This window comes from Streptomyces sp. NPDC008079 (assembly GCF_042957385.1).
GTDB lineage: Bacteria > Actinomycetota > Actinomycetes > Streptomycetales > Streptomycetaceae > Actinacidiphila.
The window spans coordinates 169,738-191,788 of record NZ_JBIBIC010000010.1; the positions used below are offsets into that span (position 1 = coordinate 169,738).

General features: G+C 74.9%; 21 protein-coding genes. 8 read left to right on the top strand and 13 right to left on the bottom strand.

The window, feature by feature from the left end:
• Window positions 1–77 precede the first annotated feature (77 nt).
• The 8 genes from ACFZAM_RS22010 to ACFZAM_RS22045 form a co-directional block, all read right to left on the bottom strand.
• Window positions 78–395, bottom strand: a complete 318-nt coding sequence (locus tag ACFZAM_RS22010) for a hypothetical protein (RefSeq protein WP_391048423.1) — start codon at window positions 393–395, stop codon at window positions 78–80.
• A gap of 50 nt (window positions 396–445) precedes the next feature.
• A complete protein-coding gene (locus ACFZAM_RS22015) occupies window positions 446–1,831 on the bottom strand; it encodes an FAD-dependent oxidoreductase (protein WP_391048425.1) in 1,386 nt (461 codons plus the stop codon).
• Entirely contained in the window at window positions 1,822–3,453 is a 1,632-nt protein-coding gene (locus tag ACFZAM_RS22020) for an AMP-binding protein (RefSeq protein ID WP_391048428.1), read from the bottom strand. The genes ACFZAM_RS22015 and ACFZAM_RS22020 overlap by 10 nt, the downstream gene beginning before the upstream one ends.
• On the bottom strand, window positions 3,450–4,493 hold the full coding sequence (locus ACFZAM_RS22025; protein ID WP_391048430.1) for a UbiA family prenyltransferase: 1,044 nt from the start codon (window positions 4,491–4,493) through the stop codon (window positions 3,450–3,452). The genes ACFZAM_RS22020 and ACFZAM_RS22025 overlap by 4 nt, the downstream gene beginning before the upstream one ends.
• Before the next feature lie 43 nt (window positions 4,494–4,536).
• A complete protein-coding gene (locus ACFZAM_RS22030; RefSeq protein ID WP_391048433.1) occupies window positions 4,537–6,291 on the bottom strand; it encodes an AMP-binding protein in 1,755 nt (584 codons plus the stop codon).
• Entirely contained in the window at window positions 6,288–7,928 is a 1,641-nt protein-coding gene (locus ACFZAM_RS22035; protein ID WP_391048436.1) for a CoA transferase, read from the bottom strand. Before ACFZAM_RS22035 ends, ACFZAM_RS22030 begins: the two co-directional genes overlap by 4 nt.
• Window positions 7,925–8,764: a methyltransferase domain-containing protein gene (locus ACFZAM_RS22040; RefSeq protein WP_391048437.1), complete on the bottom strand. Its 840-nt coding sequence runs from the start codon at window positions 8,762–8,764 to the stop codon at window positions 7,925–7,927. The genes ACFZAM_RS22035 and ACFZAM_RS22040 overlap by 4 nt, the downstream gene beginning before the upstream one ends.
• Window positions 8,765–8,841: 77 nt before the next feature.
• Complete coding sequence (locus ACFZAM_RS22045; RefSeq protein ID WP_355333292.1) at window positions 8,842–9,348, bottom strand: hypothetical protein; 507 nt, start codon at window positions 9,346–9,348, stop codon at window positions 8,842–8,844.
• A gap of 364 nt (window positions 9,349–9,712) precedes the next feature.
• On the opposite strand from ACFZAM_RS22045, the gene ACFZAM_RS22050 reads away from it, so the two are divergent.
• Window positions 9,713–10,963, top strand: coding sequence for a nucleotide sugar dehydrogenase (locus ACFZAM_RS22050; protein ID WP_391048440.1), 1,251 nt, complete (start codon window positions 9,713–9,715; stop codon window positions 10,961–10,963).
• 24 nt (window positions 10,964–10,987) lie between these two features.
• Here the strand turns inward: ACFZAM_RS22050 and ACFZAM_RS22055 are convergent, their stop codons facing one another.
• Both ACFZAM_RS22055 and ACFZAM_RS22060 read right to left on the bottom strand, forming a co-directional pair.
• Window positions 10,988–12,184: a DegT/DnrJ/EryC1/StrS family aminotransferase gene (locus ACFZAM_RS22055; protein WP_391048442.1), complete on the bottom strand. Its 1,197-nt coding sequence runs from the start codon at window positions 12,182–12,184 to the stop codon at window positions 10,988–10,990.
• A complete protein-coding gene (locus tag ACFZAM_RS22060) occupies window positions 12,181–13,383 on the bottom strand; it encodes an aminotransferase class I/II-fold pyridoxal phosphate-dependent enzyme (protein WP_391048445.1) in 1,203 nt (400 codons plus the stop codon). The genes ACFZAM_RS22055 and ACFZAM_RS22060 overlap by 4 nt, the downstream gene beginning before the upstream one ends.
• Before the next feature lie 392 nt (window positions 13,384–13,775).
• On the opposite strand from ACFZAM_RS22060, the gene ACFZAM_RS22065 reads away from it, so the two are divergent.
• From ACFZAM_RS22065 to ACFZAM_RS22095, 7 genes are read left to right on the top strand one after another with little or no spacing between them, the layout of a single operon-like run.
• Window positions 13,776–14,822, top strand: a complete 1,047-nt coding sequence (locus tag ACFZAM_RS22065) for a Gfo/Idh/MocA family oxidoreductase (RefSeq protein WP_391048446.1) — start codon at window positions 13,776–13,778, stop codon at window positions 14,820–14,822.
• Window positions 14,812–15,759: a TIM barrel protein gene (locus tag ACFZAM_RS22070; RefSeq protein WP_391048447.1), complete on the top strand. Its 948-nt coding sequence runs from the start codon at window positions 14,812–14,814 to the stop codon at window positions 15,757–15,759. The genes ACFZAM_RS22065 and ACFZAM_RS22070 overlap by 11 nt, the downstream gene beginning before the upstream one ends.
• Complete coding sequence (locus ACFZAM_RS22075) at window positions 15,756–17,222, top strand: M20/M25/M40 family metallo-hydrolase (RefSeq protein ID WP_391048450.1); 1,467 nt, start codon at window positions 15,756–15,758, stop codon at window positions 17,220–17,222. Before ACFZAM_RS22070 ends, ACFZAM_RS22075 begins: the two co-directional genes overlap by 4 nt.
• A complete protein-coding gene (locus ACFZAM_RS22080; RefSeq protein WP_391048451.1) occupies window positions 17,206–18,312 on the top strand; it encodes an Ldh family oxidoreductase in 1,107 nt (368 codons plus the stop codon). Before ACFZAM_RS22075 ends, ACFZAM_RS22080 begins: the two co-directional genes overlap by 17 nt.
• Window positions 18,309–19,247: a Gfo/Idh/MocA family oxidoreductase gene (locus ACFZAM_RS22085; protein WP_391048454.1), complete on the top strand. Its 939-nt coding sequence runs from the start codon at window positions 18,309–18,311 to the stop codon at window positions 19,245–19,247. Before ACFZAM_RS22080 ends, ACFZAM_RS22085 begins: the two co-directional genes overlap by 4 nt.
• Entirely contained in the window at window positions 19,241–19,795 is a 555-nt protein-coding gene (locus ACFZAM_RS22090; RefSeq protein WP_391048457.1) for a DUF6917 domain-containing protein, read from the top strand. Before ACFZAM_RS22085 ends, ACFZAM_RS22090 begins: the two co-directional genes overlap by 7 nt.
• Window positions 19,796–19,806: 11 nt before the next feature.
• A complete protein-coding gene (locus tag ACFZAM_RS22095) occupies window positions 19,807–20,262 on the top strand; it encodes a carboxymuconolactone decarboxylase family protein (RefSeq protein WP_391048458.1) in 456 nt (151 codons plus the stop codon).
• 12 nt (window positions 20,263–20,274) lie between these two features.
• On the opposite strand, the gene ACFZAM_RS22100 is transcribed toward ACFZAM_RS22095, so the two are convergent.
• The 3 genes from ACFZAM_RS22100 to ACFZAM_RS22110 all read right to left on the bottom strand — a co-directional run bounded on the left by ACFZAM_RS22100 (window position 20,275) and on the right by ACFZAM_RS22110 (window position 21,973).
• Window positions 20,275–21,042 (bottom strand): methyltransferase domain-containing protein, encoded by a 768-nt coding sequence (locus tag ACFZAM_RS22100; protein ID WP_391048459.1) that lies wholly within the window; start codon window positions 21,040–21,042, stop codon window positions 20,275–20,277.
• A 96-nt stretch (window positions 21,043–21,138) separates the two neighbouring features.
• Window positions 21,139–21,501, bottom strand: a complete 363-nt coding sequence (locus ACFZAM_RS22105; RefSeq protein ID WP_188283832.1) for a DUF742 domain-containing protein — start codon at window positions 21,499–21,501, stop codon at window positions 21,139–21,141.
• 49 nt (window positions 21,502–21,550) lie between these two features.
• Window positions 21,551–21,973, bottom strand: coding sequence for a roadblock/LC7 domain-containing protein (locus tag ACFZAM_RS22110; protein ID WP_355333321.1), 423 nt, complete (start codon window positions 21,971–21,973; stop codon window positions 21,551–21,553).
• Between the last annotated feature and the right edge of the window lie 78 nt (window positions 21,974–22,051).

Sequence of the window (22,051 nt, forward strand, 5' to 3'; positions counted from 1 at the left end):
GACCGGGCCGGCCGCCCCGCCGTACCACCGCACCCCGACGGCGGTGGTACGGCGGGCGCGCGTGCCGCGACCGGTGGTCAGGCGGAGAAGCTGCCGACTCCGGTGACGTGGGTGCCGTAGCCGGCCGGAAGGACGCCGAGGCCGGTGGTGGGTAGGGTCGCCGGGACCGTGCAGAAGGGGTCGGCGAAGACCTTGACCGGCTGGTCGGTGAGGTTGTCCAGCACATGCGCCGTCAACGGGAGTCGCTGACAGCCGGTGGGGTCCTGGTAGACCTTGAGCGGCTGGCCCTCGACGGAGAAGACGACGACCTGGCCGGTGGCGGCCTGGGCGGGAGTGGCCGCGAGGCCGACGACGGCCGCCGCGGCCATCGCGATCATGGTGGTGCTTCGACGCATGACAGGTGCCTCCAGTGCACGTGATTCGCGGGTGGGACATGTGCGCCGAATCACGCGGGTCGGCCGGTGGGTGCCGGGCTCACCGCGCGCTTCGGACGAGAGGGGTGGGCCGTGCGCGCGGCGACGCGTCGCGCGGCCAGTTCCGCCGAGCGGACCGCGCCCTCGCTGCTGGGCCGCAGGAGAGTCCAGTCGCCGACGTAGTCGACGGGCCCCGCGGGCCGGGCGGCGAAGGCCGCGCGCAGGCCCAGGGCGGCGGGGGTGGCTTCGGGCAGGCCGTACCGGAAGCGGTGCACGAGCGTGCGGGTGGTGGCCTCGCCGAGCCCCGGCAGAAAGCGTTCTGCCTCGCCGACGAGCGTACGGGTGACCTCGGCGTCGTCGGCGTCCAGCAGGCGGGGGCCGATCGCGGGCGAGGCGAAGAGGCTGACCATCCCGCGGCCCGGCGGGACGCGCCCCTCGGCCTTGAGGTGGTCGAGGAGCAGCCCGCCGCAGATCCGGCTCTCGGTCGCGGGAACGGACAGGGCGTAGCTGGGGGCGCGGGTCGGGCTGGGCAGCGGTCGGTCGAGGAGGCAGACGGCCTTGAGCATGGGGGTGAAGGAACAGGCCGCCAGATAGGCGCGTTCGTCGGGCGACGGGTCGGCGTACAGGGACAGCGCGACTGGTGCCGGTACGGCCATCAGGATCTGACGCGCCGTCAAGATCCTGCCGTCGGCGAGGTGCAGCCGTGCCTCGTCCGCGCCGCCCCGCTCAACGGCCGTGACCGAGCTGCCGAGTTGTACGGGGACCCGTTCGGCCAGGGCGCGCGGGAGGGTGTCCATGCCGGTGGTGTAGGTGGTCCAGCGGGCTCCGGCGCCGCCGACCGCGAGCAGCGTGGCGAGCATGGGGGCGGCGGCCGAGCGTTCCGAGTGCCAGCCGAAGCAGTGGCCCGACAGCGGCTGGAGCAGGCGGTCGTGCACGTCGGGGTGGTAGGCGCGGGCGTACTCGGCGAGGGTGGCCGTGCCGGGCGGCGCGAGTTCGGGCCGGTCGGCGTCGAAGTCCCCGCGGCGGCGCAGCAGTCGGGCGGTGAAGCGCAGCCAGTCCAGCCGCCCGCGCCAGGACATGCCCGCGCCGGTGAGCAGCCCCGCCGGGTGGCCGAGCCGGGCGTGGGCGCGGCCCTCGTGCCAGAGGGCGAATCCGGCCCGCACCGGGGTGAGGTGTGCGGGCGGCACGGCGAGTTCGTCGATGAGGCGCCAGGTGGCCTGGTAGCCGCGGGTGGCGATGGTCTCCGCTCCCTCGTCGACGAGGCAGCCGTCGACGAGGGAGCTGGCCATGCGTCCGCCGACGCGCGGGGCGGCCTCGAAGACCCGCACGGACCGGCCCGCCCGTTGCAGCCGGTAGGCGGCGGCGAGGCCGCCGATGCCGCCGCCGACGACCGCGACGTCGAGGTCCGTCACGTCCATCTCCCGGTTCCGTGGGTGGCGGTGCCGGCGAGGTAGCGGTCGCGCAGCTCGTGGCGGCGGACCTTGCCGGTGGCGGTGCGCGGGACGGCGTCCCAGTCCACCGTGAGGGGTTCGGCGAGCGCGGGCAGGTCGCGTACGGCGTGCCGCCAACGGGCCGGGTCGATGGGCGCGTTGACGACCAGGACGGTCTGCGGGTCGCGGTCCACGACGCCGAGGACGACGGCCTCCTCGACCTCGGGCAGCCGGTCGTGCAGGACGTCCTCCAGTTCCACGCAGCTCAGCCCCGGGATCATGTCGACCTCCCGGTCCAGCAGGATCAGCGAGCCGCCGCGCGTACGGACGGCGAGGTCTCCGGTGTTGAACCAGGGCCCGTGCGCCTTCTCGTCCCAGCGGTCCTGTTCGCCGAGGTAGCCGAGGCAGCGGGCCTTGGTCCGGGTGAGGACGAGGCCGACCTGTCCGCGCGGCACGGGTTGGAAGGTCCGCGGGTCCACCACCCGCAGGCCGACCCAGCCGGGGACCGGGCGGCCGAGGTCGCGGGTGGTGGGGTGGCGCTCCGCGCGCCGGGCCAGCGCCCCTCGGGTGAGGAAGCGGAAGGTGAGCGGCCCGGTCTCGGTCTGGCCCCAGCCCTGCATCCACAGCGGCCGGGCGCGCCGGCTGGCGTCGAGGAAGACCCGCACGGTCGGCGGGTGGACGGCGTCGAAGGTGGAGATGTACATGCGTACGTCCCGGAAGGGACTGTCGGGCTCGGCGGCCAGGCGCTGCCAGCGCACATACGTGGAGGGCAGCGCTTCCAGGACGGTGGGCGGGTGCGCGGTCAGGGTGCGGCGGGCCGCGTCGGGATCGGAGTCGGCGACGATCACGGCCTCGCGGGGCTGGTGCCACAGCGCGCTGACGGTCCAGGCGAGCGCGCGGCCGTGCGCGAAGGAGATGGCGCTGGCGACGGTGTCGCCGGCGCGCGGGGTGACCACGGGCCAGCGCCTGGCCTCGAATCCGGCGAGCCGCCGGATGAGCGTCGTGGTGGAGTGGACGACCAGCTTGGGCACGCCGGTGGTCCCCGAGGTGTGGTGCACGGCCAGCGGCTCGCCGTCACCGCGGCGGTGGATCGGGGCGAGCGGCCGGGCGGGCAGGTCGTGGAAGGAGCGGACCGGCTGGGGCGGCCGGGTGTCGTCCGGTACCGAGTCGTGCAGGCTCGCGCTGTCCAGGGTCAGCGTGCACGCGCTGTGGCGCGCCAGCTCGACATCGGCTCGGGTGGCCTTGCGCAGCAGGTGCGTCTGGGTGACCAGGACGGCGGGGCGCAGCCGTTCGAGCAGGGTGTCGAGCACCTCGGGGGCGAGGTGGTCGGAGAGCAGCGCGGGGACGGCGCCGATCCGGACGGCGGCGCAGGCGAGCAGGACGTAGTCCCAGTGGTTGCGCTTGACGACGGCCACGTGGTCGCCGGGGCCCGCTCCCGCCGCGGCGAGCCGGGCGGCGGTGTCCCGTACCAGGCCGGCCAGTTGGGGCACCGTCCACCGGGTGCCCTCCTCGGGCGCGAGGTCGAGGGGGCGGCTGAGGTGGACGACGGTCGGCGAGCCGCGGCGGGCGAGCGCGTCGAAGACGATGCCGGGGTCGAGGGGCTTGGTCACCGGGTCACCGCCAGCAGCAGGTCGGCCGCGATCATCAGCGCGGTGGCGAGGCGGTGCAGCCGGATGCCGCGGGTGCGGGCCCCCAGGACGTCACCGCGCCGATTGCCGCGTACCCACTGGCGGGCGCGCAGCACGAGGACGGGCGACATGAGCGGCGGGAACCACCACGGCGCGATCCCGGCGGCGGCGGGGACGACGATCAGCAGGGCCTCCAGCCCGGAAACCCCGGCGATGAAGGCGGAGTTGCCGCGCTCGGAGGCGACGGCGGCCACGGTCAGCCGCCCGACCGCGTGGTCCCCGTCCCGGTCGTTGATGTTGGAGTAGACGCCGAACAGCACGGGGCCGAGCCCGAAGATCAGCGCCTGCACGACGACGAAGCCGGGCGCGCCGCCGTTCAGCAGGCCGAAGAGCGGCAGCACATAGCCCCAGCCGAGCGCGGCCAGGAAGATCTCCTGGCCGCCGCGGTAGCTGAACTTCAGCCACCAGGAGTACTGGAACCCGAAGAGCGCGCAGGCCGCCGTGCCGAGCACCGCCCACAGCGGCCGGGCGGGAGCGGCGAGGACGGCCGCGCCCCAGAACAGCGCGCACAGCGCGACCGCGGCCCAGCCGAACCGGATCGCCTGCCGCTCGGTGAGCGTCCCGGCGACCAGCGGTTTACGGGCGAGGCGGCGGGCGGCGGCGTCGGGGCCGTAGTTGGCCGCGTCGCTGCCGTCGCGGTAGCCGGTCACGTCGTCGAAGGCGACCATCCCGGCCACCATGGTCAGTTCGCCCAGGAAGAACAGGACCAGCACGAGCGCGGCGCGTCCCGTGGTCTCGGGCCGGAGCCCGGCCCCGGTGACGAGCCCGGCCCCGGTGACGACGCCGAACGGGACGAGCATCGCGGCGGCCAGCGGGATACTCAGGTAGTAGTCGAGGATGTCCAGCTTGGCCAGCTTGGCGTAGGCGCGCCAACTGCCGGGCGCGATCGGCGAGGTGTCGGCGGCGGGAACGGCGCCGACGGGGGGCCTGGCCGCGGTGTCGAGTACGGGCGCGGGTTCCATGGGCGGGTGCTCCTCCTGCGGTGCGGTGTGGCTCAGGCGCTGCTCAGCGCCGGGGGGCGCGTACCGGGTCTTCTGGCGGGCGGGCGAGGGCCGCGGCGGCGAGGGTGCGGCGGCAGACCTTGCCGGTGGCCCCGAGCGGCAACCGATCCAGGTGCAGCACGAGTTCGGGCAGCTTGCGCCGGGCCAGACCGCGCTCGCCGGTCAGATACGCGGACAGCGCCGCGACCGTCAGCGGCTCCGTGCCCGGGCGCTGGACCAGGAAGGCGCACAGCCGCTCGCCGAGATCCGGGTCGGGGACGGGTACGCAGGCGGCTTCGGCGACGTGCGGGTGGGTGTGCAGCTCCTCCTCGACCTCGGCGGGGCTGATCGTCCAGCCGCCGCGGATCACGGTCTGCCTGATCCGGTCCAGGACGCGCAGCGAACCGTCGGCGTCGAAGACCCCGAGGTCACCGGTCCTGATCCAGCCGTCGTCGGTGCGGTAGCGCAGGTCGAGGTCGGGCGCGCCGACGTAGGCCAGCGGGCTCATCGGGCCGCGGGCCTGGATCTCGCCGCTGTGCCCCGCGGGCAGCGGCCGGTCGTCGGCGCCGCAGACGCGCAGGTCGGTGACGCGCGGGTCCGGGTGTCCGACGCGGCGGACGTCGCCGTCAGAACCGGTCCAGGTGATACGGCAGTTCACGCCGTCGCTCGACCCGTAGACGTTGGTGACCGGGCGGCCGAAGCGGCGCAGCGCGGCGGCGAGGACGGTGGAGGTGAGCGGGGCGCCGCTGGAGACGACGGCCCGCAGCGAGCCCAGGTCCTCGCCGGGCACGGTGGGGTGGTCGGCGATCCGGCCCAGCATGGTGGGTACGGCGACGACGTGGGTGGGCCGCCAGTCGGTGACGGCGCGCAGGGCGGCGCCGGGGTCGAAGCGGTCCAGCAGGTGGAGGGTCGCGCCGCAGCGGGCGAGGGCGACCAGTCCGAAGGAGCCGAAGGAGGAGGCGAGCGGGACGAGGACGAGCGCGGCCGGGCCGCCGTCCTCGGCGCTTTCGCCGGTGCCGGGGTCGCCGCCGCCGGGCGTGTCCTGGCCGGTGCCGGTGGCCGTGTCGTGTCCGGCGCCGCCGCCGCGCAGCACCGCGTCCACGTAACTGCCGCGTCCGCCGAGCAGCGCGTTGTGGCTGTAGGCGGTCATCTTGGGCGCGGCCTCGGAGCCCGAGGAGACCAGGACGCGGGCCGGGTCCTCGGGGTCCACGACGGCGGGGACGCATCCGTCGGGGTCGCCGTAGAGGAGTTCCCCGACCGTGGTGAGGCGTTCCAGGTACGGGAGCGGGCCGTGCCGGTGGTCCAGTGGGGTGTCGCTCACCATGTAGCGGGCGCGGGACAGCTCCAGCAGGGCGTGGCTCTCGCGGGTGCCCTGCCCCGTGGGCCAGGGAAGGGCGACCGCGCCGACGGCGGCGACGGCGAGGTCCGTGGCCAGCGCGGGCCAGCCGCCGTTCAGCCGGATGCCGACCACATCGCCGGGGCCCGCGCCGAGCGCGCCCAGCGCCGACGCCATCCCGCGTACCCGCAGGTCGAGTTCGCGATAGGTCAGCGCGAGGCCGGGAGTGCGGACGGCCGTCCGGTCGCCGTGGTCGCGTACGTGCTCGGCGAAGGCCGCGTACAGCCCCGTGTCGGGACACTCCTCGCGCCGGGCCCAGCGCCGCCGCAGCGGGGCCGGGACCGTGTCGCGCAGCACGAGGCCGTTGCGGGACCGCCAGGTGCGTCCGGCCGCCGCCCGTACGGGAGGTGTCGCGTCGGTCGGCGTCTCCACCGGAGTGGTCATCGGTGGAACTCCCAGGGGTTTGCGGCCCGCGCGCACAGGTCGCGGTCGAGGGCGGGCGCGAGGCGGGGGTCCGCCGCGAGGTCGGTCAGGTCGGCGCGGTCGGGGACCGTCGTCCGCGCGGGAGCCGAGCGGAACCGCGGCCCGCACAGCAGCCGGGCGGCGGACAGCAGCGAGGAGGTGACGGCCTGTCCGCGCCCGGTCCGCCGGGCCGCGAGCAGACCCGCGACGGCGCCTTCCGCGCAGATCACGCCGCCGAGCACGTCGGTGAGGGTGAGCAATGACGGTGTCGGCGGCAGTCCCGGCGGGGTGACCAGGGCGGCGAGGCCCGTCCACGCCTGTACGGGGAAGTCGGTGCCGACGGGAGGCCGGGAGCCGCGCTCGTCGCCCCAGCCGGAGGCGGCGGCGTGCACCAGGCCGGGGCGGTGGGCGGTCAGGGTGTCGGCGTCGAGCCCGGACCGCCGGTCCTTGCCGGGGGCCAGGCTGTGCAGGAACACCTCGGCCCCCGCGAGGAGTTCGCGGACCGCGGCGCGGCCGGACGCGGTGGTGAGATCCGCCTCCACCGTCTCCTTGCCGTCGTTCAGGGCGGTGAAGCGGGCCGATGTGCCGCCCGCCATGGGCGGCATGCCCCGCATCGGGTCGCCGCCCGGCGGCTCGACGCGGACAACGCGCGCGCCGAGCAGCCGCAGCAGGTGCCCGGCGAGCGGCCCCTGGACGCGGCGGCACACCTCGACGACGGTCACCCCGTCCAGCGGCGCCCCGGTGCCGGGCGCGGCCTGCGGCGCGGCCGGCGGGCCGGTGGGGCGCAGCCGCCAGGGCCGCTCGTCGCCGTCCGCCCACGGGGGCGGCCCCGCGGCGACCGGGGTCAGATCCACGCCGATCGCGTCGGCGAGGCGGCCGAGTTCGGGGAAGGGCAGCCGGGCGACGGCCTCGTGGAGGGCGGGCGGGAGCGGGCAGACCGCGGTGGCGTACCGCTGCTGGAAGGGGAGCCAGCCGCGTGCGGCGTCCGCGCGGTCCACGCCGAGCGCGGACCAGAAGCCGCGCCACGCCTCGGGGTCCAGGGTCTCCAGTTCGAACCGGACGCCATCGGCGGCGGCGAAGGGCGGGCCGCCGGGTGCGTGGCGTTCCGGCCAGTCGTCGGCCGCCGTCGCGGCGGCCAGGTACTGGCCGACCGAGAGCAGCGCCGCCTGGGCGACCGAGGTGGTGACGCGGATCTCGCCGCCGTCGTCGGCGGGCCCGGCGGCCAGCGCGGCGAGGGTGCCGGTGGCGGCGAGCGCGCCCGCGACGCAGGAGGCGTAGTCGACGCCGAGCGGGGTCGGTGCACCGTAGCGGCGGCCGTGCACCTGCGTCAGACCGCACGCGGCCTGTACGTCGGCCTCGCTGGTCAGCGGGAGGTCCACGGGCCCGGCCCAGCTCACCTCGCAGCGCGCGCGGACCGGGCCGTAGTGCGCGGTGAACGCTCCCGACCTGCCGTGCTCGGTGCCGCAGCCGAGCGCCCGCAGGTGGGCGACGGCGAGCCGGACGGCCGTGGCGGGCGCACCGTCGCGCGCGGAAACCGGCGCCGTGCAACCGATACGCGGCGCCGCGGTGGTAAGGGGGCCGGCCGCGGTGGTACGGGGGCCGGCCGCGGTGGCCGTCACTCCGGTCGCCTCGCCTGGACGCAGTACAGGACGCAGGAGGCGGCGCGGAAGTCCGGGTGGCGCATCGCGTCGCGCGCCGCGAGCAGTTCGTCCTCCGTCATCCCGTGCTCCAGGAGCGCGTCCCGCAGGTGGTAGGTGTGGTGCAGTTGCAGCCGCAGGCCCGGGGAGTCCGCCGTCCAGGGCACGAGGTGCGGTACGGGTTCGATGTCGGTGAATCCGGCGGCCCGCAGGTCGGCGGCGCAGGTGCGGCCCCACGCGGGGTCGGCCCCCGCGGCCCGCAGCACGCGGCCCTTGGCCGCCCGGAACGCCTCGTAGCCCGCGCGGGTGCGCTCGTCGGGGGCGAGGAGCACCGGCGCGTAGTCGATGTCGAACTCCTCCAACTGGAGGTGCCCGCCGGGCCGCAGGGCGCGCAGCAGCCGGCCGAGCACGGCCCGCCGCTGGGGCAGGTGGGTGAGCACCAGGCGGGAGTGGACGAGGTCGAAGGCCGCGTCGGGGAGCGGGTCGCGCACGATGTCGTGGCGGCGCTGTTCGAGACCGGGGCGGGCGGGGATGTGCTCGGGCTTGATGTCGGTGGCCAGCACGCTGCCGCCCGGCGCGGTGCGGTCGGCCAGCCACAGGGCGACGCTGCCGCCGCCCGCTCCCGCCTCCAGGCAGTCCCAGCCGGGGCCGACGCCGGTCTCCGCCAGCCGCGCGGTGGTGATCGCGTCGTGCGCGGCGGCCAGGCAGCGGTGCTGCTCGGTGGCGTACGGGCTGTCGTTGTCGAAGGCGTAGTCGCCTTCGGGGCGGTCGGCCGTCGCCGCCGTGGCGGTGGTCGTGCCGGGACTCGCGGCTGGCATGGACTCTCCGGTGCGTGGGCGGGGTGGCGGTGGGCCGCCGTCCGGACGGCGGCCCACCGGAAAGGACTTCAGATCCCTCAGGCGTCCCAGCTCACGGTGTAGACCGCGAGCGCGGTGTTGGTGAAGTGGGCCGCGCCGGTGAGGCCCTTGTAGGCGCCCGTGCCGCCGACGACGACGCCGTCGAAGGACTTCGGGTAGGTCGCGGTGAGCGGGTTCTGGATCGGGAAGACCACCGAGAGGGCGACCTGGTCACCGCCGTTGAAGACGATGTTCGCGTGGCAGAACGCGGTCACCTCCTTGGCGGAGATGGCGTCCTTGTCGCACATGTCGTAGGCGGTGCCGACCGGCTTCCCGGAGGAGTCCTTGACCGTGGCGCTGCCGCCGAAGCCCGCGCCCACGGTGCTGGCGGCGGCGCCCGCGCTGTTGTTGCCGCTGAAGTCCAGCGTCAGCGACGGCGGGGTGGCGCGTACCTGCGTGGCGGTCGCGGTGGCGGTGGCGGAGGAACCGGCCACCAGGGCGAGGGCTGCGGCGCCGGTGGCGGTGGCTGCGACAGCGGCACGCTTCGCCGTGACAAAACGGGTCATGAACTCTCCTCGAACGGTCCGGACCGAATGTCCGGGTTCGCACGAAGTGGACCATATCGGAAGAAGGTTCGCATATGACTGTGGGATGTGCCGCCGTCGCCGTGTCGCGGGAAGCCCGATGGCCCGATCGTGGCCCGGCCCGCTGCTCGTCGGCGCCGGACGCGGGTCGTCACCGGCCGCTCCCGGCTCCTGCGAAGGCCGGACCAGCGCCGACAGGGTGAAGAATTCACCCTCATGACCGCCGCCCGGCCGCCACACGCACGGGCCGGGCGGGGACTGGTTCAAGATCGCGGTGAGCGGGCCCCGGGGCGCCTTCCCGGACCGCCCGTCGCGCAGCGCCCACCGTCCCCGGGGAGTCTCGGTCATGTCCTTCGATCTGCTGGTGGTGGGCCTGGGATACGTGGGTCTTCCCCTCGCCCGCGCCGCCGCCGACGCCGGGCTCGCGGTGGCCGGATACGACATCGCGCCGTCGACCGTCGCCGCGCTGCGCGGCGGGCGGTCCCCGGTCCGTGACGTCACCGACGCGGACGTGACCCGGATGCTCGCCGCCGGTTTCGCCGTCGACACCGACCCCGCGCCGCTCACGCGGGCCCAGGCCGTCGCGATCTGCGTCCCCACCGGCCTGACCCCCGAAGGAGGCCCCGACCTCGGCCCGCTCACCGCCGCCTGTCGTACGGTCGCCGCGCATCTGCGGCCGGGAACGCTGGTCGTCGTCGAATCGACCTCGTTCCCCGGCACCACCGAGGAGTTGGCCAGACCGCTGCTGGAGGCGTCGGGGCTGGTCGCGGGGAGGGACTTCCACCTCGGCTACTCCCCCGAACGCGTCGATCCGGCCAACCAGTTCTTCGGCATCGGCAACACGCCCAAGGTGGTCTCCGGGGTGACGCAGGTGTGCGCCAAGCAGTGCGCGGCGCTGTACGAGCGTTTCGTGGACCGGGTGATCGTGGCCCGCGGCACGCGCGAGGCGGAGCTGGCGAAGCTGCTGGAGAACACCTACCGCAGCGTCAACATCGCCCTGGTCAACGAATTCGCCCGCTACTGCCACGATGTGGGCGCGGACGTGTGGGACGTGGTGGCGTGCGCGGCGACGAAGCCCTTCGGCTTCCAGTCGTTCCGCCCCGGCCCCGGCGTCGGCGGGCACTGCATCCCGGTCGACCCGGTCTACCTGCTGCAAGGCGCGCCCGCCGACGCGTTCCAGGTCGTACGGGCCGCCCTGCGCGCGAACCGCGTCATGCCCGGCCATGTCGTCGCGCGCGCCTCGCGGTTGCTCCAGGACCGCGGGGTGCCGCTGCCGGGCGCCCGCGTCGCGCTGCTCGGCGCCGCGTACAAGCCCGACACCGACGACCTGCGCGAGTCGCCCGCGCTCGAGGTGGCGAGCGGGCTGCTCGACCTCGGCGCGCGGGTCGGCTGGCACGACCCGCACGCGGCGGACCTGCCGCTGGCGGACCCCCGGCTGCGGCGGTACGACGACGCGCTGTCGGCCGCGGCCGAGGCGGACCTGATCGTCCTGCTCCAGGCCCACCGCGCCTACGACCTCGGCGCGATCACCAAGGCGGCCCGGCTGCTCTTCGACACGACGGGCCGGCTGTCAGGGGAGCGCGTCGTACGGCTCTAGCGCCTGTCCGGCGGACCGCGGGCGTCAGGGGGCCAGGGCGAACTCCCTGACGGCGTCGGCGATGTACTCCACCTGCGCGTCGCTCAGGTGCGGGTAGACGGGCAGGGAGAGGATCCGCTCGCCCGCGCGTTCCGCGGCGGGCCAGCTGTCGCCGGGGGCGGCGAAGCCGGAGAAGGCGGGCTGGCGGGGCAGCGGCAGCGGGTAGTAGACGTGCGAGTCGACACCGCGCTCGGCCAGGTGCGCCTTGAGCGCGTCGCGCCGGTCGCACTGGAGCGTGTAGACGTAATAGCAGCGGCCGTCGCGGCCGGGCGGCGGGGCGAGGACACCGCGCTCGGCGAGGTCGGCGAAGCGCTCGGTGTAGTGACCGGCGATCCGGGCGCGGCGCTCCAGACGACCGGCCAGCCCCGGCAGGCGGTGGAGCTGGAAGGCGGCGAGCACCTCGTCGAACCGGCTGTTCCAGCCGATCCGGTGGTGGACGAAGCGGTGGACGCCGTCCTGCCCGTGGTTGCGCAGCATCCGTACCGTACGGCCCAGTTCCGCGTCGCGGGTGACGACCGCGCCGCCCTCCCCCGCCGTGCCGAAGGTCTTCACCTGGACGAAGGAGTAGACCCCCGCCTCGCCCGCCAGCCCCGCGGGAACCCCGCCCTGGACGCCGCCCTGCGCGACGGCGGAGTCCTCGACCAGCCGCAGCCCGCGGTCCCGCGCGAGCGCGGTCAGGCGCGGCATGTCCGCCATCACCGAGAACATGTGAGCGGGCATCAGGGCCTTGGTGCGCGGGGTGATCCGGCGTTCCATGTCGTCGGGGTCGACCACCATGGTCCAGGGGTCGATGTCGGCGAAGACCGGTGTCGCGCCGAGCGCCACGACCGAACCGGCCAGCGGGGCGCAGCCGAAGGCCGGGACCACGACCTCGTCGCCCGCGCCGACGTCCATCGCGGCCAGCACCAGGGTCAGCGCGCTGGTGCCGCTGCCGCAGGCGACGACGTCGGCGGCGCCGAGCTGTTCGCGCAGGGCCTGCTCGAAGCGGGCCGTGTGCTCGCCGAGGATGAACTTCTGGGCCGGTCCGGTGCCGGTCTCGCGCACGACGCGCAGCAGGTGCTCGCGGTCGGCCTCGAACAGGTCGGGGGGGAAGAACGGCAGCCGCGGGCGGTCGCCCCGGGCCGTCGCGGGCGCGGGGGGCGGGGGCACGGTGGTGGGCGTCGGCGTGGTCGCGGGCGTCATGGGCGGGCTCCGGCTCCGGAGAAGAAGTCCTGGACCAGATCGCAGACCCGGTCCACGGCCTCGGTGGTCAGATCGGGGTAGAGCGGCAGCGCGAGGGTGCGCGCGCAGGCGGCCTCGGCCACGGGGAAGTCGCCCGGCTGGTGGCCGAGTTCGGCGAAGCAGGGCTGGAGGTGCAGCGGGCTCGGGTAGTACGTCTCGGTGCTCACGCCGTGCGCGGCCAGGTGCCCGGCCAGCTCGTCACGGCGCTCGGCCTCGATCAGATAGACGTAGAAGACCGGATCGGCCGTGCCGCCGCGGGCCACGACCGTCGGCAGCCGCAGGATGCCCGGCGTTCCGGCCAGCCGCCGGCTGTACGCGTCGGCCAGCGCTTCCCTGCGGGCGATGTCCGCGTCCAGCCGGGTGAGCTTCGCGAGCAGTACGGACGCCTGCACGTCGTCCATCTTGCTGTTGCAGCCCGGCAGCGAACTGCTGGTGTTGATGGTGGTGAAGTCCGCGATGGTGCGCCCGAACCGCCCGTGGTGGCGCAGCGCGTCCACGGTACGGGCGATCTCGTCGTCGTCGGTGAGCACCGCCCCCGCGTCCCCGATCGCGCCCAGGGTCTTGGTCGGGAAGAACGACAGCACCCCTCCGGCGCCGAACAGCCCCGCGTGGACGCCCTCGCGGCGCATGCCGATCGCCTCGGCGCTGTCCTCGACCACGGTGAGCCCGTGCCGCCCGGCCAGTTCGCCGAGCCGTTCCACGTCCGCGAGCTGGCAGAAGAGATGGACCGGCATCAGGAAGCGGCAGCGCGGGGTGAGCACGCGCTCCACCGAGGCGGGGTCGAGGGCGTACGTGACCGGGTCGATGTCCGCGAACACCGGCCGCCCGCCCGCCAGGACGACCGAGGAGGCGGAGGCCACGAAGCTGAAGGCCGGGACGACGACCTCGTCCCCCGGCCGCAGACCGGCCGCGCGCAGCAGCAGGACCAGGGCGTCGGTGCCGCTGTTGACCCCGATGACGTGCCGGGCGCCGGTGTAGGCGGCGAGCGCCCGTTCCAGCTCCGCCACCTTGGTGCCGTGGGAGAACTTCCCGTCCTCGAACATCTCCGACAGGTGCCGCTCGATCCGCGGCCAGAGGGCGGAGAAGGACTCGGCCTGGGTGAAGAATGGCACGTCGGCGGGGGCCGGTTCGCGCGGCTCGACGGTGTGCTGGAGGTCCATCTCCGCCTCTCTGCTGCCCGGATACGCCGGGTACGCCGAATGCGCTGGTCCATCCGGACGCGGTCGTTCGTCCGGACGCGGCGGTTCGCCCGGTCGTGTCGGACGAACCGGGCGTCCCGGACGCGCTGGAGGCCGACGCTATGCCAGGCCCTCGGCCGGACGGGGGTCGGCGGCGCGGCCGACGGGGGGATTCACACAAAAGGGCGCTATCGGCGCGTTTGTTTGACTTCGCCCGGTTCGGGCGAGCAGGCTGACCGACGTCGTCGCGCCCTGCCCTCTCTTTTCCGCAACTCCCCCCGGCGCCCGGCGTTTTCCCCCCGCTGTCCCGTACCGCCCTGTTCCGCTTCGTTTCCCCCGCCCCCACCGAAGTCGACGGAAGGCTGACGCAGGAGATGCCGCTGCGCACGATGGTCCTCGGCCTCGGCCGCGCGGGGGCGGGTCTGCACCTGCCGGTCCTCGCCAAGGCGCGGGACCTGCGGCCCCGGCTCTTCGCGCCGGAGCCGGTGATCGCCTTCGACCGCGACCCGGCCGAACGGGCCCGGGCGGCGGGCGACACCAGTCTGAGCGTCGTGGACTCGCTCGCGCGGGCACGGGAGTCGCTGGACCCGGAGCGCACGGTCGTGCACATCTGCACCCCGCCGCTCGCCCGCGCCGAGGTCGTGGCCGAACTGCTCCGACTCGGCTTCCGCAGGCTGCTGTTGGAGAAGCCGCTCGCGGCGGGGCCGCGCGATCTCGCGCGGCTGGTGGAGCTGGTGGGGCGGCCCGGTGTCCAAGCCACCGTCGTGGCGCCCTGGTTGGCGAGCACGCTCACCGACCGGCTGATCGCCCTCGTGGAGGAGCGGCCCGGTCTCGGCGCGCTGCGGCAGATCTCGGTCGTGCAGGACAAGCCGCGCTTCCAGCGCACGCTCGCCACCTCGGGGCACCCCACGGCGTTCGACATCGAGATCCCGCACGCGCTCGGCGTCCTGCTGCGGCTGGCCGGGGACGCCGAGGTGGTCGGCGCCTCGTGCACCGACCTGGACGTGGACGGACGGCGGCTGCCCCGGCTCGGCGGCGCCGAGGTGCGCCTGGCCCACCGCGACGGCGTGCTCGCCGACATCCGCTCCGACCTCACCTCACCGGTGCGCGAGCGCCGGATCACGCTCGGATTCGACGGCGGCACCGCCGTCGGCCACTACCCGGCCGACGCCGGCGACCACTACGCCCAACTGCGCCTGACCACACCGGAATGCCCGGCCGGGGACCGCGAGGTGTTCCGCGACGACGCCCTGACCGCGTTCATGCTCCGCGCCTACGCCGACTTCGCCGGGGACGACGGCCCCTGCCCCACGGACTTCGCGCGACAGGCGCGCGTGGTCGGCCTGCTCACCGACGCCAAGAATCTGGCGGCCCCGCCCGACGCCTCGGGCCCACGAAGGGAGTTGGCCGGTGCCCGCTGAACAGCAGACCGCCGTACGGGCGGACGAGCCGTTGCGCCTCACCGGGATCGGCGACGAGGCCGCGCTCGGCGTGGAGGGCCAGATCGCGGCCGTCAGCGCCTTGGGCTGGCGGTCGGTCGAGCTGCGGACCGTGGACGGCACGCCGGTCGCCGACCTGTCCCCTACCGCCTTCGACCGGGTCGCGGGGACGCTCGCGGACGCCGGGGTGTCGGTCGCCGCGGTGGACGCTAGGATCGGTGGCTGGGCCCGCCCGGTGACCGGTGACTTCGCCGCCGACCTGGCCGAACTCGCGGTCCTGGAACAGCGATGCGCCCGGCTCGGCACCCGCTTCGTCCGCGTGATGTCCTTCCCGAACGACGGGCTCGACGCCGACGCCTGGGAGCGTGAGGCGCTGCGCCGCGTCCGCGAACTCGCCCACCGCGCCGCCGAGTCGGGCCTGACGCTGCTGCACGAGAACTGCTCCGGCTGGGCGGGCGCCGACGCGACCCGTACGGTCCGCCTCCTGGAGACCGCGGGCCCGGGGCTCGCCCTGCTCTTCGACACCGGCAACGGCCCCGCGTACGGCTACGACGGCCACCGGCTGCTGACCGAACTGCTGCCGTACGCCGACCGAATCCTGCACGTCCACGTCAAGGACGCCGTCATCGCCCCCGACGGCCGCCCCGCCTACTGCGAGCCGGGCACCGGCGACCTGCGGATCGCCGACTGTCTGCGCGCCCTGCTGGCCCACGGCTACCGGGGCGCGCTGTCGATCGAACCGCACATCGCCGTACGGCCGCACGAGGACCACCGCGATCCGGAGGAGCGGTGCCACGCCGCCTTCGTCAGGAGCGGGGTGGCGCTGCGGAATCTGCTGGACGCGTGCGCGCGGGTGCCCGGCGGCACCATCGCGCACACCCCGCCGGACGGGGCGGCGTTGCGGGAGCCCGCTCGGTGAGCCCGCTCAGCCCCGCCGACCGCGCCCTGCTGCTCGACCTGCTCGCCCTGCCGACGGCCGGCCCGCTCGAGTGCGGCCCCGACGCGCCCGCACCCGCGCTGTGGGAGGCGCAGCGCCGTTACGCGGGGGCCGCCGCCGAACTCGGTTTCACCGTCCTGCACCACGCGGCCCCGCCGCCCGCCTGCGTCGACCGCGACGACGTACCGCTCCTGGTACGTCAAGCCGCCGCCGAGCGGCCGGAGTTCCTGGCCTGCCAGCCCAGCCTGGTGCTCGCCCTCGGCCCGGCCGGGGCACCGCGCGACCGTACGGTGATGTTCAACGTCCACCTCGACACCGTCGCGGGCCTCGAACCGGTCTCGTTCGACGGTGACCGCTTCCACGGCAGGGGCGCGATCGACGCGAAGGGCCCGGCCGTCGCGCTGCTGGCCGGACTGCGGCGCGCCCTGCGGGAGCGGCCCGAACTCCCCCGCGACACCCGGATTCTGGTGCAGGCCGTCTCCGGCGAGGAGGGCGGCGCGCTCGGCGCCTTCGGCACCCGTCCCCTCGTGGACGCCGGGCACCACGGGCGGCTCAACGTCTTCTGCGAACCCACCGGCGGCCGGGCCCTGACCCGCAGCACCGCGGCCATGACCGCGCGGCTGAGCGTCCGCGGCCGTGACGCGATCGACGACCGGCCCGGGGCGGGGCACAACGCCACCGTCCTGCTCGGCCATCTCGCTCAGCACCTCGCCGCCGCGCTCGACCCGCGACTCGACCCGGCCGACGGGCAGGTGTGCGTGGCGGGCCTGCGCACCGGCGACCTGCACAACCGCGTCTACGGCAGCGGCGACCTGCTGCTCAACCTCTCCTACGGCTCGGCCGCCACCGGACGGCGGCTGGAGCGGCTGCTGGGCGACGCCGTCGCCGAGGGGCTGGAGTCCTTCTGCGCCGCCTTCCGGCACAGCCGGCGGTTCGCCCGCACCGCGGCCGACGCGGCGGACATCCTGCGGCTGGACTGGCTCAAGCGCGGCCTGCCCGCGCTCGACGGCGACCCGTCGTGGCTCGGTCCGCTGCTCGACCGCGCCGGGGTGCCGCGGTGGCCCGCCGCCGAACCCGCCTTCACCTGCGACGCGATCTGGATGTCCGGCGTGCCCGACGCCCACACCGTCGTCCTGGGCCCCGGCAGCCTGGACGCCAACCGCGCCCACGCCGCGGGTGAGTTCGCCGATCTGGCCGACCTGGACGCCTTCGCGGCCACGGTCCCGCGCCTCCTGGCCGCCTTCGACGCGGCCGTGTCGCCTGCCGTGCCCGCGCCCGCCGTACCGCTCGCGCCGTCCGCGCCGCCGTCACTTCCCGCGCCGTCCACGCCACTTGCGCCGTCCACGCCCGTCAGCAGGAGGAACGAGCCCCATGCCGTTGTCGAGCCCACCGCAGTCGACCCTTCCGGCGCGGGCGCCGGACAGTACCGTGCGCCTCGCGTATGAGGAGTTGCTGACCTTCGTCACCGGCGTCTTCACGCGGTGCGGTCTCGCCGGGGAGCGGGCGGTCACGGCGGCCGAGGCGCTGTGTTACGGCGATCTGGCCGGGATGAGCTCCCATGGCGTGACGAATCTGACCCGGCTGTATCTGCCGCTGTTCGAGGAGCGCCGCGCCGACCCGGCGGCCGAGCCGGACCGTACCGTGGATCTCGGCGCCGCGGTCCGCCTGGACGCCCGGCGCGCGCTCGGCCTGTGGGCCGCGGCCGACGCGATGGACCTGGCCGTCGAGCGCGCGGAGCGCTTCGGCGTCGGCCTGGTCAGCGTCCACAACGCCACCCATCTGGGCTGCGCCGGGTACCACGCGGCCCGCGCGGCGCACCGCGGCATGGTCGGCCTGGTGGCCTCCAACTGCGGCCGTCAGCGCATCGCCCGGCCGCCGGGCGGCCGGGTCACGATGCTCGGCACGAACCCGCTCGCCGTCGCGGCCCCCGCCGGGCCGCGCCACCCGTTCGTGCTCGACATGAGCACCACCGTCGTCCCCACCGGACGCGTGCGCGCCGCCGCCCGCGCGGGCCGGGCGGTGCCCGAGGGCTGGCTGACCGACGAGGCCGGGCTTCCGGTCACCGACCCGGCGGCCTTCGACCGCGGCCAGGCGTACCTCGGCTGGCTCGGCGGCGCACCGGAGACCGGCGCGTACAAGGGCTACGGGCTCGGGCTCGCGGTGGAGGTGCTGGCCGGTCTGGTCAGCGGCTCCGGCCTGGGCCCGGCCCCCGAGGCGCTGGACGGGGACGGGCGCCCCTCGGGCCGCGACGACGACATCGGCACTCTGGTCGCCGCCATCGCCCCCGCCATGCTCCGCCCGCGGGAGGACGTCGCCTCGGACGCCGACTCGCTGTTCGGCAGCCTGCTCGCCTGCCCGCCGGTCGACCCCGCCTCCCCCGTCCGCTACCCCGGCTGGACCGAGGGCGCGACGGCCGACGCCCACCGTGCGGACGGTGTGCCGGTCACCGCCGGGCAGTACCGCGAACTCGGCGATGTGGCAGGGCGGTTCGGCCTGACCGCGCCCGTCCCGCTGGACGGGGGCCTTCGCCGATGACCCGGCACTCGATCGCCGTCGTCGGCCTGGGCGTCATCTCCCGCTTCTACCTGGCCGCCCTCGACGCCTCCCCGGCGGCCCGCCTCGCCGCCGTCTGCGACCGCCACCCGGCCGCACTCGCCGCCAGGGGCGGACAGGACGCGTCCGGGGCCGTACCTGCCTACCGCGACCACCGCGAACTCCTCGCCGCCGGGCCGCCGCTCGACGGCGTGGTGATCACCGTCCCGAACGACGCCCACGCGGCGCTCTGCGCCGACTTCCTGCGCGCGGGCGTACCCGTGTGCGTGGAGAAGCCGCTGGCCCTCACCGGCGCGGAGGGCGCCGAACTGACCGCGCTCGCGCAGGCGTCCGGGGTGCCACTGTTCACCGCCTTCCACCGGCGCTACAACGCGGCGGTCAGGGCGCTGGCCGCCGGGCTGCCGCGGGACGTGCCGGTCGAGCGGGTCACGGTCCGGTACTTCGAGCGGATCGAGGAGCACATCGGGCGGGACCGCTGGTATCTGGACCCGGCCCGGTGCGGTGGCGGCTGCGTCGCCGACAACGGGCCCAACGCGTTCGACCTGGTACGGCTGTTGCTGGGCGAGGTGACCGTCGAGACCGCCCGGATCGGCTACGACGGGACGGGGCTCGACCGCACCGCGACGATCGGGCTGCGCTCCGTCTCCGGCGCCGCGCGTGCCACGGTCGAGCTGGACTGGTCGTATCCGGGCGAGTTGAAGGACGTGACGGTCACGCTGGCCGACGGGTCCGTGCACCACGCCGACATGCTGGCCGGGCACCAGGGCTTCAAGTCCTCGCTCCGGCACGAGTACGCGGCGATCCTCGCGGACTTCACCGCCCGGCTCCGCGGTCCGTACCGCGTCGACCACGGCGGTACGGCGGCCCTGGAGCTGGTCGAGGCCGCGTACCGGCGTACGGAGGTGACGGCGTGCTGACCCCGCCCGCGGCGCGAGAGCCCGCCACGCACGAGCCCACCGCTCAAGAACCCGCCGCTCAAGAACCCGCCGTTCAAGAACCCACCGCTCAAGAACCCGCCGTTCAAGAGCCGACCCCCGAAAGGGCTGCCGCCCCGCGCGAGGACGGCCTCAAGCGCACCGTCCACGGCTGTCTGGTCAAGGTCCTGATCCACCGCCGCGACGACCGCGGCATGGCCCTGGAACCCCACGCCAGCCGCTGCGTGCGCGCGGGCGAGGTCCATGAGCTGGTCACCACCGACCACGCCGACAGCGCGCCGGGGGCGCGGATCGACCGCGTGGGCTTCCTCGGCTTCGTCGAACTGGACCGCGGCGGTGTCATCGACCGCGGCGACACCGTCCGTATCGGCGGACGGACCGTCGGCACGGTCCTCGGCTTTGACGCCTGTCACTTCCCCAACCACTACAACATCCTCATCCACGCCGACGCCCCGGTGACCGGCGCCGACCTGGAGCTCACCCCCGAGACACCGGTCAGCTTCGAACAGACCCCGCCCCCACACCCCTGAGAGCCACGCCCATGCCGCAGGTCAACCCCACCGCCGCCGCCCCCGACGCCCTCCAGGCGCTCACCGAGCTGACCCGGGTCTCCGCCGAGGGCCTGGCTCCCGAGATCGCCGAACTGGTCAGCCTGCACGTCTCGCAGATGAACGGCTGCGCCTACTGCACCGCCCTGCACCACGAGGCCGCCCTCGCGGCGGGCCACCCTCCGCTCAAGCTCGCCGCTCTCCCCCAGTGGCCCGACTCCCCCGATTTCACGCCCGCCGAGCGCGCCGCCCTCGACCTGGCGCGGCACCTCACCCGCCCCGCCGACGGCGCCGTCCCGGCCGCCGTCCACGCCGAGGTCACCACCCTCCTCGGCCCCGACGCCACGGCCCGCCTGATCTGGACCGTCGCGGCGACCAATGCCTGGAACCGGATCGGCATCGCCACCGCGACCCGGCCGGCGGAGGCCGAGGAGCCCCGCGCGAACTGACCGCCCGACGGATCAGGAAGCGGTCAGGCGGGTGCGCCAGCCGTGGCAGATCATGGGCATCACGACCAGGCCGTCCCGCATCTCGGCCGTCTCGCGGACCTTCGCCTCGATCAGGTCCGCGAGTTCGCGCTTCTGGCCGTCCGGCAGGGCGATGTACCTGCTGTAGGTGGCGAACATCGCGACGACCTCCTCGACGGTCAACTCGGCCGTCCAGGTGACGACATGAGCCTGCGGCGGCGCGAAGGGGACACCGTCGGGGAGCCACGGTCCGTCGGACATGCGCTGGATCAGGTCGCCGATCCAGTCGTCGTTGCCCATCTCGTCGTGGACGTAGGCGTCCAGCACGTCCACCCAGGGCACCCGCCGGTCGCGGCGGGTGTAGAGGATGCCGAGCGAGCCGCCCGGGGTGAGCACCCGGGCGATCTCGGGGAGCGTGAGGGCCGGGTCCATCCAGTGCCACGCCGAGGACACCGTGACCGCGGCGACCCGCGCGTCCGGCAGCGGAATACGCTCGCCGAACCCGTGGAGCACCGTCGCCCGCGGGCAGACGCCGGTCAGCACCCGCCGCATGCGCGCGTCGGGTTCGACCGCCACGACGTCCTCGACCCGTTCGGCGAGCCACCGGGTCAGCAGCCCGGTCCCGGCGCCCAGGTCGAGCACCGAGGGGCAGTCCGCGGGCAGCAGCCAGTCGAGCATCCGGGCCGAGGGACCCACCCGGTAGCGGTCGTAGTCCCGTGCCGCGGCCCCGAAGGACAGGGCGAGGCTGGACAGTTCGGGCACGGCACTCCGTAGGTCGTCGGGCGCGGCCGTCGTACGGCCGGGAACAGGGCAGGACCGGTCGCGGGACCGGACCTCGGGTACCGCGACCGCGCGGCCTCAGAGGCCGCGCAGCCCGGTGAGCACCCGCTCCAGCAGCGTGACGTCCGGCCGGCCCTCGGCGTACGTGGGCTGCTGGACGATGACGAAGCCGCTCTCGGCGAGGTCGCCCACCAGGACGCGGGTCACGCCGAGCGGGATGTTCATCAGCGCGGAGATCTCGGCCACCGATGTGAGGTTCATGCACAGCCGGCAGATCGCCTGCTGCTCGGGGAAGAACCGCACACCGCTCTCCCAGGCGAGAGCGGTCGTACCGACCAGGGCCTCCAGCGCGAAGTCGGTCCGCGCCGTCGTCCGGCCGCGGGTGACGGCGTACGGACGGACGAACGGCGAGTTGCGCCTTCGGTCTCGGTCTCCACTCACGAACGCACATCCTTCCGGGTGTGATTCGGACGGCCCATCGCGCCGGCCCTCAGCCGGCCAGCGCGTTCTGCAGTTCCCTGCGCACGTCGGGCGTGAGGACGTCGCCGGTCCGCTCGACCAGCAACGCCATCTCGTAACCGACGACCTTCATGTCGCAGGTCGGCGAGGCCAGCACCACCAGCACGGAGCCGTCGCTGACCGACATCAGGAAGAGGAATCCGTTCTCCATGTCGACGACGGTCTGCGTGACCACCCCGGCCTCGAAGAGCAGGGCCGCGCCCTGCGTCAGACTCGCCAGGCCCGAGGCCATCGCGGCGAGTTGCTCGCCGCGGTCCCTGGGCAGGGACGCGGAGGCCAGGAGTTGAACGCCGTCCGAGGAGATCACGACCGCGTGCGCGACTCCCGGCACCTGCTTCACGAAGTTGGCGATGAGCCAGTTCAGGTTCTGTGCTTCGTTGCTCAGATCGCTCATGGGTGTAGCTGCTTCCTATGCTGCCGAGGACGTCGTCCGACGGCGCTACGGACAGGGGAAACACGGGAAACACGGAGG